The sequence below is a fragment of the Nocardioides dilutus genome (assembly GCF_054779555.1).
On sequence record NZ_BAAGYA010000001.1, the window covers coordinates 678,404 to 693,033 of the forward strand.

16 protein-coding genes and 1 pseudogene are annotated in these 14,630 nt (G+C 71.3%); 14 read left to right on the forward strand and 3 right to left on the reverse strand.

Translation table 11 applies throughout. The annotated features are described in order from the left end of the window. The first annotated feature begins 11 nt into the window (after nucleotides 1–11). The 5 genes from ACYVC6_RS03310 to ACYVC6_RS03330 all read left to right on the forward strand — a co-directional run bounded on the left by ACYVC6_RS03310 (nucleotide 12) and on the right by ACYVC6_RS03330 (nucleotide 4,309). The gene (locus tag ACYVC6_RS03310; protein ID WP_460710936.1) at nucleotides 12–1,121 is read left to right on the forward strand and encodes a phosphotransferase family protein; all 1,110 of its coding nucleotides are present in this window, start codon (nucleotides 12–14) and stop codon (nucleotides 1,119–1,121) included. Next, nucleotides 1,118–1,591 carry a hypothetical protein gene (locus ACYVC6_RS03315; RefSeq protein WP_460710938.1) on the forward strand — a complete coding sequence of 158 codons (474 nt, stop codon included), beginning with the start codon at nucleotides 1,118–1,120 and terminating at the stop codon, nucleotides 1,589–1,591. Before ACYVC6_RS03310 ends, ACYVC6_RS03315 begins: the two co-directional genes overlap by 4 nt. Continuing rightward, nucleotides 1,591–2,037: a nuclear transport factor 2 family protein gene (locus tag ACYVC6_RS03320; protein WP_460710940.1), complete on the forward strand. Its 447-nt coding sequence runs from the start codon at nucleotides 1,591–1,593 to the stop codon at nucleotides 2,035–2,037. The genes ACYVC6_RS03315 and ACYVC6_RS03320 overlap by 1 nt, the downstream gene beginning before the upstream one ends. Before the next feature lie 96 nt (nucleotides 2,038–2,133). Beyond that, complete coding sequence (locus ACYVC6_RS03325) at nucleotides 2,134–2,916, forward strand: FadR/GntR family transcriptional regulator (RefSeq protein WP_460710942.1); 783 nt, start codon at nucleotides 2,134–2,136, stop codon at nucleotides 2,914–2,916. Continuing rightward, nucleotides 2,894–4,309, forward strand: coding sequence for an aspartate aminotransferase family protein (locus ACYVC6_RS03330; RefSeq protein ID WP_460710944.1), 1,416 nt, complete (start codon nucleotides 2,894–2,896; stop codon nucleotides 4,307–4,309). Before ACYVC6_RS03325 ends, ACYVC6_RS03330 begins: the two co-directional genes overlap by 23 nt. On the opposite strand, the gene ACYVC6_RS03335 is transcribed toward ACYVC6_RS03330, so the two are convergent. Beyond that, a complete protein-coding gene (locus ACYVC6_RS03335; protein ID WP_460710946.1) occupies nucleotides 4,293–4,829 on the reverse strand; it encodes a VOC family protein in 537 nt (178 codons plus the stop codon). The two genes, ACYVC6_RS03330 and ACYVC6_RS03335, sit on opposite strands and share 17 nt — an antisense overlap. Before the next feature lie 83 nt (nucleotides 4,830–4,912). Between ACYVC6_RS03335 and ACYVC6_RS03340 the strand changes: the two genes are divergently transcribed. From ACYVC6_RS03340 to ACYVC6_RS03355, 4 genes are all read left to right on the forward strand, one after another. Further along, nucleotides 4,913–6,277, forward strand: a complete 1,365-nt coding sequence (locus tag ACYVC6_RS03340; RefSeq protein WP_460710948.1) for an aspartate aminotransferase family protein — start codon at nucleotides 4,913–4,915, stop codon at nucleotides 6,275–6,277. After that, complete coding sequence (locus ACYVC6_RS03345) at nucleotides 6,274–7,302, forward strand: NADP-dependent oxidoreductase (protein ID WP_460710950.1); 1,029 nt, start codon at nucleotides 6,274–6,276, stop codon at nucleotides 7,300–7,302. Before ACYVC6_RS03340 ends, ACYVC6_RS03345 begins: the two co-directional genes overlap by 4 nt. A gap of 18 nt (nucleotides 7,303–7,320) precedes the next feature. Next, nucleotides 7,321–8,085, forward strand: coding sequence for an SDR family NAD(P)-dependent oxidoreductase (locus ACYVC6_RS03350; protein ID WP_460710952.1), 765 nt, complete (start codon nucleotides 7,321–7,323; stop codon nucleotides 8,083–8,085). A 169-nt stretch (nucleotides 8,086–8,254) separates the two neighbouring features. Next, the gene (locus ACYVC6_RS03355; protein WP_460710954.1) at nucleotides 8,255–9,394 is read left to right on the forward strand and encodes a Glu/Leu/Phe/Val family dehydrogenase; all 1,140 of its coding nucleotides are present in this window, start codon (nucleotides 8,255–8,257) and stop codon (nucleotides 9,392–9,394) included. Between the two features lie 31 nt (nucleotides 9,395–9,425). Here the strand turns inward: ACYVC6_RS03355 and ACYVC6_RS03360 are convergent, their stop codons facing one another. Both ACYVC6_RS03360 and ACYVC6_RS03365 read right to left on the reverse strand, forming a co-directional pair. Further along, complete coding sequence (locus ACYVC6_RS03360; protein WP_460710956.1) at nucleotides 9,426–9,797, reverse strand: hypothetical protein; 372 nt, start codon at nucleotides 9,795–9,797, stop codon at nucleotides 9,426–9,428. After that, entirely contained in the window at nucleotides 9,797–10,153 is a 357-nt protein-coding gene (locus tag ACYVC6_RS03365) for a nuclear transport factor 2 family protein (protein WP_460710958.1), read from the reverse strand. The genes ACYVC6_RS03360 and ACYVC6_RS03365 overlap by 1 nt, the downstream gene beginning before the upstream one ends. Before the next feature lie 106 nt (nucleotides 10,154–10,259). On the opposite strand from ACYVC6_RS03365, the gene ACYVC6_RS03370 reads away from it, so the two are divergent. The 5 genes and pseudogenes from ACYVC6_RS03370 to ACYVC6_RS03390 form a co-directional block, all read left to right on the forward strand. Next, nucleotides 10,260–11,393 (forward strand): acyl-CoA dehydrogenase family protein, encoded by a 1,134-nt coding sequence (locus ACYVC6_RS03370; protein WP_460710960.1) that lies wholly within the window; start codon nucleotides 10,260–10,262, stop codon nucleotides 11,391–11,393. Next, entirely contained in the window at nucleotides 11,393–12,484 is a 1,092-nt protein-coding gene (locus tag ACYVC6_RS03375; RefSeq protein WP_460710962.1) for a phosphotransferase family protein, read from the forward strand. Before ACYVC6_RS03370 ends, ACYVC6_RS03375 begins: the two co-directional genes overlap by 1 nt. 13 nt (nucleotides 12,485–12,497) lie before the next feature. Beyond that, on the forward strand, nucleotides 12,498–13,688 hold the full coding sequence (locus tag ACYVC6_RS03380) for an acyl-CoA dehydrogenase family protein (protein ID WP_460710964.1): 1,191 nt from the start codon (nucleotides 12,498–12,500) through the stop codon (nucleotides 13,686–13,688). Between the two features lie 98 nt (nucleotides 13,689–13,786). Beyond that, entirely contained in the window at nucleotides 13,787–14,575 is a 789-nt protein-coding gene (locus ACYVC6_RS03385; protein ID WP_460710966.1) for an enoyl-CoA hydratase/isomerase family protein, read from the forward strand. After that, nucleotides 14,560–14,616 (forward strand): annotated as a pseudogene (locus tag ACYVC6_RS03390) (hypothetical protein); the annotation flags it as partial. The gene ACYVC6_RS03385 and the pseudogene ACYVC6_RS03390, both read left to right, overlap by 16 nt. Nucleotides 14,617–14,630 lie beyond the last annotated feature (14 nt).

The window sequence follows — 14,630 nt, forward strand, 5'->3', positions numbered from 1 at the left end:
AAGGAATGTCGATGACCGAGACTCTGCAGCAGGTGACCAAGGTCGCCGACCAGATCGGCGACGGCGACGGCCCGGTCGGGGCCATGACCGAGCGCCTGACCCGATACCTCGGGGCCCGGGGCGCTCTCGACGGGGGTGCCCGGGTGTCCGGCGTGCGCCGGCTCATCGGTGGCTACAGCCGCGAGATGTGGTACTTCGACGTCACGGGCGCGGACGCCACCGAGTCGTTCGTGCTGCGCATGGACCCGCCCGAGCTGACCACGATGCTGGTGACCGATCGGCTGCAGGAGTGGGCCTTCCTGACCTCCTTGCAGGTCGAGGGGAGCGTCCGGATCCCGGGCCCGCGATGGCTCGACCAGCACGGCGACGAGCTCGGCCGGCCGGCGATCATCATGGAGCGCGTCCCGGGCCGCAACACCCTGGAGCTGTGGCGGGACGACTCCGACGACGACCGCGACCTGGACGCCTGGGAGCGGCGCGCCGTCGGCCTGGCGAAGCTGCTGGCGTCCTACACCCGGGTGCGGCTCGACAGCCTCCCGCCGTCGGTGGAGCGGCCGTCCTCCTGGTCGGACTACATGGCGAGCTGCGAGGACCGATGGCGTGCGGTGGAGAGGGCATATCCCGAGCCCGTGCCGCTGCTGCGCTACATCGCCGGCTGGCTCGAGGCCAACCGTCCCGAGCCTGTGCCCCTCTCGCTGGTCCACGGGGACATGCAGCCGAACAACGTGCTGGTCGACGCCCAGGAGACGTTCTACGCAGTGGACTGGGAGATGACCCACATCGGCGACCCACGCGAGGACCTGGGCTGGTGGCTGTTCACCGAGCGCTCCAACCCGGCCCCGTTCGTCAGCCTGTTCCTCGACCGTGTGTGCGACACGTACCGCGCCGAGACGGGGCTCGCCGAGAGCCAGCTCAACCCGGACATCCTGCGCTACTTCACGGTCGCCGCGTCCCTGGGTTGCTTCGAGGACATCATGGAGCAGCTGGGTGCCTACGCCGACGGGCGCACGCAGGCGACCAACGTCGGGTACGTCGCCGTCGCTCTCCCGTTCATGCACGACGCCTGGCTGCGCACGATCGCCGAGCTCATGTCGGGCTCCGGGCAGGAGGCGGGACGATGATCACCAGCCCGTCGACATCCCAGCTCGTGCGCTCGGTGTCGGCCGAGCTGCGGGCCAAGGTCCTTCCCGAGCTCAGCGACCCGGCCCTGCTCGTCGAGGTCGAGATGATGCTCTCGATGCTCGACATGGCGGCGGTGCGGGCCGACCACGAGATCGCCTGGATGCTCCAGGAGGCCGACGCGATCGAAACGGGGCTGGCCGAGGCGGGGACGAAGGGCGCGTTGCCTGCGCCCGTCCAGGACGCGCTCGACGCCCTGCGGTCCTCGCGGCCGGGCGACCTCACCTATTCCGAGGTCCAGCGCCACTACGCCCTGGCCGGCGAGGCGCTCGCGCGTGCGGCAGACCTGTCCCACGCGGGCGACGAGCAGCTCCGCTCGCTCGTCTGGTCCCTCCTCGAGGCGCGGGGCGACCACGAGCTCGCCACCATCGGCGCGTACGTCGCGGTAGGGCGCTCGGAGAACCAGACCTGATGTCCGCCACCGCGCACACCCCGCGGACCCGCAGCGATCGGGAGGAGGTCGAGGAGACCCTCTACCGCTATGCGTCCTCGATCGATGCCGGCGACCACGAGCGCCTGCGCACCCTTCTGGCCGACGACGCCCGGGCCAAGTACGGCGCCCGCGACTGGCTGGAGGGCGCCGACGCAGTGGTGGCGTTCATCCGCGACAAGGGAGCCGACGTCGGCTGGCAGCACCACCTGCTGAGCGTCTACCACGTCGACGTCGACGGTGACGAGGCCACGGCGCTGACCTACCACACGTCATACCAGATCACTCGGGACCGCCCCGACGAGGCGGCGGTGATCGTCGCGCGCTACCACGACCGGCTGTCCCGCCAGGACGGCCGGTGGCTGATCCGGGAGAAGCGGATGGAGATCGGCTGGCGTGAGACCCGGGCCGGGACGTCCTTCCTGTGACCGACCGAGCGACTAGGCTCCGCGGGAGCGCCGAGGTCCTGCGTTTGCGTCTCGACCGGCCGGCGGCGTCGCGTCGTGCAACCCGAAGGGGCATCAGTGACCAACGGCTCGGGCGGGCTCCCGATCGAGTACCGGCCGCACTTCGACCGGCACTCCGGCGAGGCCGCCAGCCCGCAGAAGGCCTCGGTCGAGGTGGCCCGCCGGATCATCGACGACCTCGTGCAGCAGGGCTACCGGGTGGGCGACCGCTTCCCACCCGAGCCGGACATGCTCAAGGTCTACGAGGTGAGCCGCGAGACTCTCCGCGAGGGGCTGCGCCTCCTCGAGGTGCAGGGTCTCATCTCCATCCGGCGTGGCCCCGGGGGCGGTCCTCGGGTCGCGCCGGTGAACGCGGCCTACCTCGCGCGCTCCGCGTCGCTCTACTTCCACGTCGCCGGGGCGACCTACCGGGAGGTCTTCGAGGCGTGGCTCGACATGGAGCCCACCCTGGTCGCGCGAGTGGCGCGCAAGGAGGACCGGGAGCAGGTCGAGGAAGCCATGCGACCGTTCGTCAAGACCGAGCTCGGTCACGACCCACGGGCCGTCTTCGACAGTGCGGCGGCGTTCCACTCCGAGATCGGCAGGCTGAGCGGCAACCGGGTGCTCGTCTTGCTGCTGCAGTCGATCAACCACATCCTGACCGAGCTGATGATGGAGCGGATCGACCTCACCGAGTCCGGAGCGCAGATCGAGCACGACCACGCAGCGCTGGCGCGCGCGATCGTCAACGGTCACGCCCGCAAGGCCGAGACCCTGGCGCGGGAGCACATCCTCCACCTGTGGGGCGACTTCGAGGCCCGGGCCGGCGGGCGGATCGATGACGTGGTCGCCTGGCGGTGACCGCTTCACCTGCGCCTTCACCTGCGACGGGGAGCAGCGGGTCGGCGCGGCCACTGTCCAGAGCCTGACCGACCGGGAGGAGCGACGGTTCGCCACCGCGAACGCCGCGTCGCGGACCACCTACGGCGAAGCCCGCGACGTGCTCGCCGGCGGCGTGGTGTCCTCCTTCCAGCTGCAGCACCCGTGGCCGGTCTACCTCGAGCGTGCCCTGGCCTCGACCGTGTGGGACGTCGACGGGAACGCCCGGCGCGACTTCCACAACGGTTTCGGCGCGATGCTGCAGGGGCACGCCCACCCGGCCATCACCGACGCCATCGCGCGCGCGGCGGCGAGGGGAACCCACGTCGGTGCCACGGGAGAGGACGCGGTCGCGGTCGCCACCGCGCTGCGCGACCGCTGGAAGCTGGACAGCTGGCGGTTCGCGACGACCGGCTCGGAGGCCACGATGGACGCGCTCCGGATCGCCCGGGCGGCCACCGGTCGCGACGTCGTCGTGAAGATGTTCGGCGCCTACCACGGCCACCACGACGCCGTGCTGGTCTCGGTCGGTGACGACGACGGCGGCGCCGACGTGGTCTCACTGCCGTCAGCCCCCGCAGGGGAGGGGATCCCGGCGGACGTCGTGGCCCTGACCGTCGCCGCGCCGTTCAACGACGCGGAGGCGCTGGACGCGCGACTCGGGGGACTCGCTGCCGAGGGCCGGCCGGCTGCCTGCGTGATCGTCGAGCCGGTCTTCCAGATGGGCGTCCTGATGCCCGAGCCGGGCTACCTCGCTGCGGTCCGCGACGTCACGCGCAGGCACGGGGCGCTGTTGGTCTTCGACGAGGTCAAGTCCGGGTTCGCCGTGGGGCCTGCAGGCTTCACCGGCGAGTGCGGCGTGGAGCCGGACCTGGTGACGCTCGGCAAGGCCCTGGGCGGCGGCCTCCCGGTCGCGGCCGTCGGGGCTTCGGCGACGACCATGGACCTGGTCGCTTCGCGACGTGTCTATCAGGTCGGCACGTTCAACGGGAACGCGCTGGCCATGGCCGTGGCTCGTGAGAACCTCGAGCGGGTCCTGACCCCGGAGGCACACAAGCAGCTCGGTGAGCTCGGCGCGCTGATGGTCGACGGCTGCCGGGCGGTCCTGGACCGCGCCGGCCTGGCGGGGCACGGCGCGTTCGTCGGAGCCCGTGGCTTCGTGTCGCTGACCGCCTCGCCGGCCCGCGACCACACGGAAGTGGGTCGTGCCCACCCGACGGAGCTCAGCAGGCTCGCCTGGCTCTACCTCATGAACCGCGGGTTGTTCGTCACCCCCGCACGGCCGTTGCAGTGGATGGCCGGCCTGGGACACACCGATGAGGACGTGGCCGCCTACGTGGGGGTGTTCGAGGAGCTCGTCAGCGAGCTCCGCTGACCGGCGGGTAGATACGCACGGGCTCGGGCATCGCGAACGACGCAGGGCGCTCGACGACCTCGAGCAGGAAGCCCAGCTCCAGCACCGTGTCGTAGTAGCGGGCATGCAGGCGAGGGCCCGTGGCGCCCGCCCCTGCGAAGGCGGCGTCGTAGACGACGTCGTTGCCCTGACCGGCCAGCGCAGCCTGCGCCGTCGCCGTGTCAGCAGCGGTGAGCCGGACGTGGTGCAGGTGGTCCGCGTCGCCATGGGCGAGCAACGAGTCGTGGTAGGGGCCGCTGTCGGTCAGAGGCTGGATGATCTCGAGCCGGAACGTGTCATTGAGCGTGCACAGAGCGGCCAGCATGGGGAGCGCCCCGGTCACGCCGCAGTACGTCGCCTCGATCGTCGTCTCGTCGTAGGCGTAGACACGCCACGGTCCGACGCCGTAGTGATCCGCCCACGTGCGAACGGCCACGTCCAGGTCGCGGGTGACGACACCGAGGTGGTCGGCTCCGGTGAACACCGGCTGCGCTGGGCTCATGGTTCGCTCCCGCTAGGCTAAATCTCATGAGGAATAACTCGATGAGCATTGCACATCCGAACTCAAACTGATATCACTTCAGTATGACCGTCACTGCCGATGCCCAGCCGATGGCCTACGGGGTGCCCATCCACGCCGGCGAGCACCAGCGCTACCTGGACCGCACCCGGAAGTCCTGGGAGCTGCTGAACCGCACCCGCGACCTGATCCCGACCGGGCACGCCGGCGGGATGTGGTACCAGATGCCCTACCCGGTCCTTCTCAACAAGGGCAAGGGGTCGCGAGTCTGGGACGTCGACGGCAACGAGTACCTCGACCTCCGGATCGGCGACTGGGTGCTGATCCACGGGCACGCCAACGAGCAGATCAACCAGGCGGTGTCCCGTCAGCTCCCGCTGGGGTCGCAGTACGGCTCGCCCGAGTGGGACCTCAGCTACCGGATGGCCTCCCTGCTCGTCGACCGGATGCCGTCGGTCGACCGCGTGCGCTTCATGGTGTCCGGCACCGAGACCAACCTGCTGGCCCTGCGACTGGCTCGTGCCCACACCGGGCGGACCAAGCTCGCCAAGGCGACCGGCAGCTACCACGGCATCGCCGACGTGCTGGTCGTCGGCAGCTCGACGATCAGCTTCATCAAGGACCGCATCCCACCCGGCGTCACCCCGGGAGTCGCCCAGGACGTCGTCGAGTTCCCGTTCAACGACCCCGATGGTGCCGAGGCCGTCATCGAGGCCTCTGCTTCCGAGCTGGCCGCGGTGATCGTCGAGCCGGTGATGGGCGCGGCCGGCATGGTGCCGGCGACCCGCGAGTTCCTCCAGCGCCTGCGCGAGGTGACGGCGCGCCACGGCATCGTGCTCATCTTCGACGAGGTGGTGACGTTCCCCATCGCCTACGGCGGCGCGCAGGCCCACTTCGGCGTCAGCCCCGACCTGACCTCGATGAGCAAGGCGATCGGCGGCGGCCTGCCGCTGGCGGCGCTGGGTGGCAGCACCGAGCTGATGGACCTCCTCGACCCCGACAAGAACGGTGGCCGCGCTCCGGTGACCGCGGCCTCGACATTCGGGGGCAACCAGGCGGCACTGGCAGCGGGGATCGCCTGCCTGGAGATGCTCACCCCGGAGGTCCACGCGCGGGTCCAGGCGCTGGGCGAGCGCGCCCGCCTCGGCATCGACGCGATCGGCGTGCGCTACGGCCTTCCGCTCCACGCCACCGGCTTCGGCCACATCCTCGCCATGCACTGGGCGCCGGAGCCGGTCGTCGATTACCGGACCCGCATGCAGGACGACAGCGAGAAGATCACGAACCTCGGCGTCGCCCTGATGAACGAGGGCTTCTACCACTTCAGCTTCGGCTCGTTCCTCCTGAGCACCACGCACACGGAGGCCGACATCGACTCCCTGCTCGCCGGGCTCGAGCGGGCCCTGCACAACCTGGGCTACGTGTCGTGACCCGGGTCGGGCGCGAGATCCGGGTCCTGCGCTACCCGGTCGGCGCGGTCACGCCCGACGACTTCGAGGTGGTCGAGGTCGACGTACCCGACCCCGCACCCGGGCAGGTCCTGGTGCGCAACACGTGGACGTCGGTCGACCCGGGGCTCCGGCTGCGGCTGCGGCCGGACGCGCCCGCCGGCTACTTCGTCGCGTTCCCCCTCGGCCGTGCCATGGACGGCGTGATGGCCGTCGGCCAAGTGGTCGAGTCCCGCGCGTCGGGCTTCGCTCCCGGAGACCTCGTCTCGCACGCCCAAGGCTGGCGGGAGTTCGCGGCCGTCCGTCCCGGCGAGGTGCAGCTGGGGGGCATCGGCACCCTCACGCGCCTCGACGCCGACGGTGTGGAGCCGTCGCTGTTCCTCGGGCCGCTCGGCGGGATGGGGCTCACGGCGTACGCCGGCCTGCACGTCGTGGACGCGATGAAGGGCGGCGAGACCGTCTGGGTCTCCGCTGCGGCGGGTGCGGTCGGAAGCCTGGCCGCGCAGATCGCCAAGCTGAAGGGCAACCGGGTGATCGCCAGCGCAGGATCCGGCGACAAGGTCGCCTGGCTTCGCGACGAGCTCGGCGTCGAGGCCTTCAACTACCGCGACGGTGACCTGGTCGGGCAGCTGCGCGACCTGGCTCCCGACGGGATCGACGTCTACTTCGACTCCGTCGGCGGCGACCATCTCGAGGCCGCCCTCGACGTCCTCAACCGCAACGGCCGGATCGCCATGTGCGGGTCGATCTCGGAATACGAGTCCGCGGCCACGGGGCCACGCAACCTGTTCCTCGCCGTCTCGAAGGACCTGACGCTGCGAGGCTTCCGCGGCAGCAGCAACCTGCACCTGAGGGCGGAGATGCAGCGCACCCTGGCCGGCTGGCTGCGCAGCGGCGAGCTCGTGCACCGCGAGACCGTCTTCGCCGGCCTCGAGGCTGCGCCCCAGGCGCTCGCGGCGATGATCGCGGGCCGCACGACCGGAAAGACACTCGTCAGCATCGGCTGACCCGACGACAGGAACGACATGACGACGGTGGAGCGACGCCTCAAGGACAAGGTGGTCTTCCTCAGCGGTGCGACGGGCGGTCTGGGCCGGGCGGCCGCCGTCCGGCTCGCCGAGGAAGGTGCCCACCTCGTCGTCACCGATCTCGACGAGCCGGCGTGCAAGGAGCTGGCCGGCGACCTACCGGGGACCGGCCGTCACCTGACCGCCCGGCTCGACGTCGCCGACGAGGCGCAGTGGGTCGAGGTCGCGGACCTGATCCAGCGCGGGTACGGCCGCCTCGACGGCCTGGTGAACAACGCGGCGATCGGCAGCCTCGCGACGGTGGAGGACGAGACCGTGGAGAACTGGGAACAGGTGATGTCGATCGGGTCCACCGGGGTGTGGCTGGGCCTGAAGCACCTGGGTCCGTTGATCGCCTCGTCCGGCGGCGGCTCGATCGTCAACGTCTCCTCCATCCTCGGCACCGTGGGCGGGCTCGGCAACAGCGCGGCGTACGCCGCGGCGAAGGGGGCGGTCCGCACGCTGACCAAGAACGCCGCGCTGCACTGGGCGACCTCCGGGGTGCGGGTCAACTCCCTGCACCCGGGCTTCATCGGGACCGCCCAGCTGCTCGAGCGCTACGAGGGCACGCCACGTCACGAGGCGATGCTCGCGAACACCCCCATCGGCAGGCTCGGCACCGGCGAGGAGATCGCCGCGGTCGTCGCGTTCCTCGTGAGCGACGACTCGACGTTCATGACCGGCTCGGAGGTCTACGCCGACGGGGGCTACACCGCGCGCTGACCCACGCGCCCGCCGGCGTCACCCCCTCGAGGCAACGGTGGACGAGCGCCCCGAGCAAGGGACCGCTGGCCCGACCCTCCGGGCCCTTGGGCCGTTGGCCCGAGCCGCGACTCGTCCCATGGTGAGGGGTGAGGCACGTCGGCCGACGCCGACGGAGGAGGTGGCGACAGTGAGCGCAGGCAACACCGCAGGGTCGGCGGTCGTGACGGAGGCGAGCGCCTCGTGGCCGGTCAGCGACCTGGGGCCGGAGAAGGTGCTGTTCGCGCGCCTGCCCGAAGGCTGCCAGGCGACCGTCGTGATCGACAACGTGGCGCTCGGGCCCGCGATCGGCGGCGTACGGATGACCTCGTCCGTGGACGCGGCGGAGGTCGCCAGGCTGGCGCGCGCGATGACCATCAAGAACGCCGCGGCGGGGCTGCCGCACGGCGGCGCGAAGGCAGGGATCACCGTTCCGCGGGCCCTGGATCCCGCGACGCGGGAACGGGTGGTGCGCGCCTTCGCGGTCGCGATCCGGGACGTGACGGAGTACATCCCCGGACCGGACATGGGCACGGGTGAGACCGACATGGCCTGGGTGAGCGACGAGATCGGGCGTTCTGTCGGGCTGCCCACGGTGCTCGGCGGCATCCCGCTGGACGAGCTGGGTGCGACCGGGTACGGCCTGGCGGTGTGCGCCGACACCTTGCAGGAGGCTGGGCTTCTCGAGGTCCGGGGGGCTCGGGTCGTCGTGCAGGGCTTCGGGGCGGTCGGCCGCCACGCGGCACTGCAGCTCGCCGAACGCGGCGCACTGGTGGTCGGGGTGTCTGACAGTCGAGGAGCCGTCTACGACCCCGGCGGCCTCGACATCGGGGCGCTCGTCCTGTTCAAGCACGAGCGCCCGGTCGCCGAGTTCCCCGGCGGCACCGACGTCCCTCGGGACGAGCTCATGGCCCTGGACTGCGACGTGTTCGTGCCGGCCGCGCAGCCAGATGTCATCACCAAGCGGAACGTCGATGCCTTGCGGGCCAAGGTGGTCCTGCAGGGGGCGAACATCCCGGTGACGGCGGAGGCCGAGCGCGAGCTGCACGAACGCGGCGTGCTGACCGTGCCCGACGTCATCGCGAACGCCGGTGGGGTCATCTGCGCGGCGGTCGAGCACCGCGGGGGTGACCGCGACGTCGCGTTCTCGACGATCCGGACCAAGATCCGCGACAACGTGCTCGAGGTGCTGCGCCTGATGCAGGCCGATTCGCTCGAGCCTCGGGCTGCGGCGGTGCGGATGGCTCACGAAAGGATCGCGGTCGCCCAGGCCTACCGCCGCGGGTTCTGAGCCCTCGGCAGCTCCGGCAGCTCCGACGGGCTCAGTCGGGGAACTCGAGCTGCGGGGTGCGCCCGATGAGCAGGCGCCGGCACCTGTCGGTGGCCGGGTCGATGAGTGCCGAGGCGTTGAACGTCGCCTCGAAGGCGCCGTCGCGCGTGGTCCGACCGAGGACCAGCTCGACGTCCTCCACCCGCGCGCCGTGGGTGAGCTCGTGGACCAGCACGCTCTTCTCCCGCTGCTCAAGGTAGGCCACCAGGCCGGCGCGGTCCCCGAGGAACTCCGCGCTCTGCCCGTCACCCTTCGAGAACTGGATCGACATCACGAAGTCGTCGGTGATCCGGTCGAGGACGCGCTCGGGCGTGTCGGAGTCCATGATCTCGAACCACGCCTCCAGGAACGGGGTCGCGCTCATCAGCCCTCCACCAGGACGTGCTCGGTGTCGAAGGTGACCTCGTAGCTGGCGATCAGCCCGTCGGCGCCCAGGCGGACGCCGGACAGGAACCGCCCGGTTGTCGAGCCCCCGTCGGTCACGCGGCCGTAGACGAACTCGACGTCGCCGTCGCGCGACTGGCGCATCACCACATGGACCCGGTCGGGCACCCCGCGGCCGCCCAGGTAGGCGCCCATCTCCGCGCGCCCCTGGCCCCGGCGGGTGCCGGCGGGCAGGAACATCACGAACCGCACGTCCGGGGCGAGCATCGCAAGCGCGTCGTCGATGCGGCCCTCGTCCAGGGTGGCGTAGTAGCGGGAGAGCGTGGTCTCGGGCATGAAACTGAAGTTAGTTCAAATGCGCCGTGGTTGTCGAGACGCCCCTTGCTCTAGGCCTCGCCCGTGGGCTAACTTGAACTCAAGTCAGTTCAGTTTGGAGGTAGTCGTGCCTGCCCAGCCGTGGCCTGTTGCCGACTCGGCCCTGCTGGCTCCTGTGCCCGAGCACGAGGAGCTGCGCTCCGTGCTGCGCGACCTTCTCGAGACCCACGCTCCCCACGACGAGGTACGGCGGGCCGCCGAGCTCCCCGAGGGCTGGTCGCCCAAGCTGTGGTCGCTGCTCAACGACGAGATGGACGTCGGGTCGCTGGCCGTCCCGGAGGAGCGCCACGGTCAGGGCTACGGGGTGGCCGTGCTGGCCGTCCTGCTCGAGGAGGCCGGACGGGCGCTGCTGCCCGAGCCGCTCCTGCTCTCCTCCGTGCTGGGTGTGCGGGCCGTGCTTGCGGCGCCCGCGGGCGCCGTGCCCGACGAGGTGGTGACCGGAGTGATGCAGGGCCGGCTGGTCGTCACCATGGCGCTGGCGGAGGCGGCCGACGCAGCCCTGACGCTGTCGCAGGCGCCGGGGTCCACCACGACCAGCGGCCGCATCGGCCGCGTGCCGGTCGGCGGCGCGGCCGACCTCGTGGTCGTCGGCATCGGACCCCGGGGACGCGAGTCGATCCACCTGGTCGACCTTCGCGGGGAGGGCGTGGCCACCCGCACCGAGCTCGAGGTCCTGGACCTCACCCGCCGCCAGGCCCGCCTCGATCTCGACGGCGCCCTGACCCACCTGATCGCGCCGACGGACGAGACGGACGCCCTGAGGACCGAGCTGGCGATCCTCCAGCGGGTCGGGCTGGCCGCCGAGCACGTGGGCATGATCGACGCACTGCTCGACCTGACCCGCGCCCACCTGGGTGTGCGTCACCAGTTCGGGCGCCCGCTCGCGTCGTTCCAGGTGATCAAGCACCGGCTCGCCGACGTGCTCGTGGACCTCGAACGCGCGCGGTCGGCGGTGCGCTACGCGGCGGTGCTGTTCGACCAGGACCCGTTCTCGGCCGAGCTGCCCTCGGCGGTCGCGGCCGCCGTCTGCAGTGATGCCGTCATCCGGGTCGCGCACGAGGCCGTCCAGCTGCACGGCGGCATCGGCTTCACCTGGGAGCACCCCGCCCACTACTACCTGCGCCGGGCCCTGGGTGACGAGGCGACGTTCGGCTCGGGCAGCGCCCACCGGTCGCTCGTCGCGGGGCTGCTGGGCCTGTGATGACCGACCTGACGACCGAGGCGACCGTCGACGCCGCGCCGCGACCCGAGGTCGCGGACGTCCGTCCGGGCGAGGAGCTCGACTGGGCGGCTCTCGAGCGACACCTGCGGGAGGCGCTGCCTCGCCTTCAGGGTGAGTTCTCGGTGCGGCAGTTCCTGGGCGGCTCGGCCAACCTGACCTACCTCGTCCGGTTCGGCGAGGACGCCCTGGTGGTACGACGACCGCCGTTCGGCGTGATCGCGACCGGTGCTCACGACATGCTCCGGGAGTACACCGTGCTGTCGCGGCTGCACGCGGCGTACCCACGCGTGCCGCTCGGTGTGCACTACTGCGCGGACACGGGCGTCATCGGGACGCACTTCCTCGTGTCCGAGTACCGACCCGGGGTCGTGGTGTGGGACCGGGTGCCGGAGGAGCTGGCGGTCGGTCCGGAGCCCGGGCGCCGGATCGGCTTCGCCGTGGTCGACGCATTGGCAGACCTGCACCTCGTCGAGCCGGCCGAGTGCGACCTGGGCTACCTGGGCCGGCCCGAGGGCTACCTGGAGCGGCAGGTGCGGGGCTGGACCCGTCGCTGGGACGCGGTGGCGACCGGGCGCCGCGGCACCATGCACCGGGTCGCCGAGCTCCTGGCCCGGCACCTGCCCGAGTCCGGCCGGGCGACGCTGGTCCACAACGACTTCAAGGTCGACAACTGCCAGTTCACCCCCGGCGACCCGGACCGGGTGACCTCGGTCTTCGACTGGGACATGGCGACGCTCGGCGACCCGCTCACCGACCTGGGGACGCTGCTGAACTACTGGCCGGAGGGCGCCACCCCGGCCGAGGGCGTCCCGGGCGCGGAGAACCTCGGCCTGCCGAGCCGCGACGAGGTCGTGCAGCGCTACGCCGCGCGCACCCGGCAGCGGCTCACCCGTGCCGACGTCGTCTGGTACGAGGCGTTCGGCTGCTGGAAGACGGCCGTCATCATGCAGCAGCTCTACGTCCGACACCTACGTGGAGAGACCTCCGACGAACGCATGACCGCGCGCGGCCGTCAGGCGGTGCGTATCGCCGACCGTGCCCTGGCGCTCGCCGAGACCCTCGACGCCTGACGAGAGCTACCTGATGCCCATCGACCTGACCCCCGAACCGCACGTCGCCGACCTGGCCGCCCGGACGGCGGCGTTCGTCCGGGACGTCGTCGCTCCCGAGGAGGAGCGCTTCGCCGGCGTGGCCGACGCGGGTGGCGAGGAGCTGCGCACCCACCTCCAGCAAGCCGCCCGCGACGCGGGGGTCTTCGCACCACACGTCGCGCCGGAGTACGGCGGGCACGGGCTCGACATGCGCGGCCGGGCCGTGGTCTTCGAAGAGGCGGGCTGGTCGCTGTTCGGACCCCTCGCCCTCAACATCGCCGCGCCCGACGAGGGCAACATGCACCTCCTCGAGGCCGTCGCCAACCCCGAGCAGAAGGAGCGCTACCTGCGCCCCCTCGCCCAGGGCGCGGTGCGCTCGTCCTTCGCGATGACCGAGCCCGCCCCGGGCGCCGGCTCCGACCCGGCCGCCCTCTCGACGACGGCGACGCCCACGGCCGGAGGGTGGCTGGTCAACGGGCGCAAGTGGTTCATCACCGGCGCGGACGGGGCGGCCTACACGATCTGCATGGCGCGTACGTCGGGGAGCCCGGGCGACCGCGGCGGCGCGACGATGTTCCTCATCGACGCCGACACGCCCGGCCTGCGGATCACCCGGCACATCGACACCCTCGACCAGGGGTTCTTCGGCGGTCACTGCGAGCTCGAGCTCGAGGACGTCCACGTCACCGAGGACTCCGTGCTCGGCGCCGTCGACCAGGGCTTCGACTACGCCCAGGTGCGGCTCGCACCGGCGAGGCTGACCCACTGCATGCGCTGGCTCGGCCTCGCGCGGCATGCCCAGGAGATCGCGGTGCGGCGGGCCGCGGAGCGCGAGCTCTTCGGCTCCAGGCTGGGCGACCTCGGCATGGTGCAGGCGATGATCGCCGACTCCGAGATCGACCTCGCGGCGTCGCGGCTGCTGATCTGGCAGGCCTGCGCCGAGCTCGACCAGGGGCGCAGTGCCGCGCAGTCGAGCTCGATCGCGAAGACGTACGTCGCAGAGGCGGTGGGTCGGGTCGTCGACCGGTCCGTCCAGATCTGCGGAGCGCTCGGCATCTCCGGGGACACGCTCCTCTCGCGCTACCTGCGGGAGGTGCGTCCGTTCCGCATCTACGACGGCTCGTCCGAGACGCACCGCTGGGCGATCGCCAGGCGCGTGCTGCGCCGGGCGACGGGGCCCTGACGAAGCCAGATCCAGGGACTTCGTCGCACGCCTTGACATCGGGGGCCCGGCGGCCCAGACTGAAGTGGATTCAGTTCAACTTAGGAGAGGAAACGGCCATGCCTGTCACCGACCACGTCGTGCTCGAGAAGGACGGCGAGATCGCCCGCGTGTGGCTCAACCGCCCGCACAAGAAGAACGCCGTCACCGTCGAGCTGCTGCACCGGCTCGACGAGATCATCAAGGAGGTCGACAGCGACCCCGACCTGCGCGTGCTGATCCTGCGCGGGCGTGACGGCACCTTCTGCTCCGGCTTCGACCTCGACGAGCTGCTCGCCGACTACGTCGGGACGACGACGGCGATGGAGGTCGCCGTCCTGTCGGCGAAGGTGTGCGACCGGCTGTACTCGATGAACACCCCCTCGGTGGCCGTCCTCGAGGGGCACGTCACCGCCGGCGGCTTCGAGCTGATGATCTCCTGCGACTTCGCGGTGTCGGCCGACGACGCCCTCATCGGCGACTTCCACATCCGGCGCGCGCTCTTCGGCGGCGCCGGCCCGATCTACCGTCTCCCGCGGATGATCGGCATCCGCAAGACCAAGGAGCTGATGCTCACCGGCAAGCTCCTGACGGGCAAGGAGGCCGTCGACTTCGACCTCATCAACGCCTCCGCCCCCGCCGACGAGCTCGACCAGCTGGTCAAGGACTTCATCGCCCCGATCATCGACAAGAGCCCGTTCGCGATGCGGCTGACCAAGATGACGATCGACCGCGGGCTGGACGCGGACATCCAGTCGCTGATGGTGATGGAGCACCTGGCCGTCGGCAACGCGCTGCAGTCCGAGGACGCCCGCGAGGGCGTCAACGCGTTCCTCGAGAAGCGTGAACCCAAGTGGGTCGGTCGCTGACGGGGAGCCGCTGCCCGAGCTGCGGAACGGTCGCCTTCCCCCCGGCCCGTGGCTG

Coding starts and splice junctions, on each gene's coding strand:
- ACYVC6_RS03360 (WP_460710956.1), bottom strand. CDS start 9,797: ATGAGCGCGACCCCGTTCCTGGAGGCGTGGTTCGAGATCATGGACTCC.
- ACYVC6_RS03335 (WP_460710946.1), bottom strand. CDS start 4,829: ATGAGCCCAGCGCAGCCGGTGTTCACCGGAGCCGACCACCTCGGTGTC.
- ACYVC6_RS03330 (WP_460710944.1), top strand. CDS start 2,894: ATGACGTGGTCGCCTGGCGGTGACCGCTTCACCTGCGCCTTCACCTGC.
- ACYVC6_RS03315 (WP_460710938.1), top strand. CDS start 1,118: ATGATCACCAGCCCGTCGACATCCCAGCTCGTGCGCTCGGTGTCGGCC.
- ACYVC6_RS03365 (WP_460710958.1), bottom strand. CDS start 10,153: ATGCCCGAGACCACGCTCTCCCGCTACTACGCCACCCTGGACGAGGGC.
- ACYVC6_RS03350 (WP_460710952.1), top strand. CDS start 7,321: ATGACGACGGTGGAGCGACGCCTCAAGGACAAGGTGGTCTTCCTCAGC.
- ACYVC6_RS03310 (WP_460710936.1), top strand. CDS start 12: ATGACCGAGACTCTGCAGCAGGTGACCAAGGTCGCCGACCAGATCGGC.
- ACYVC6_RS03320 (WP_460710940.1), top strand. CDS start 1,591: ATGTCCGCCACCGCGCACACCCCGCGGACCCGCAGCGATCGGGAGGAG.
- ACYVC6_RS03380 (WP_460710964.1), top strand. CDS start 12,498: ATGCCCATCGACCTGACCCCCGAACCGCACGTCGCCGACCTGGCCGCC.
- ACYVC6_RS03340 (WP_460710948.1), top strand. CDS start 4,913: ATGACCGTCACTGCCGATGCCCAGCCGATGGCCTACGGGGTGCCCATC.
- ACYVC6_RS03375 (WP_460710962.1), top strand. CDS start 11,393: ATGACCGACCTGACGACCGAGGCGACCGTCGACGCCGCGCCGCGACCC.
- ACYVC6_RS03385 (WP_460710966.1), top strand. CDS start 13,787: ATGCCTGTCACCGACCACGTCGTGCTCGAGAAGGACGGCGAGATCGCC.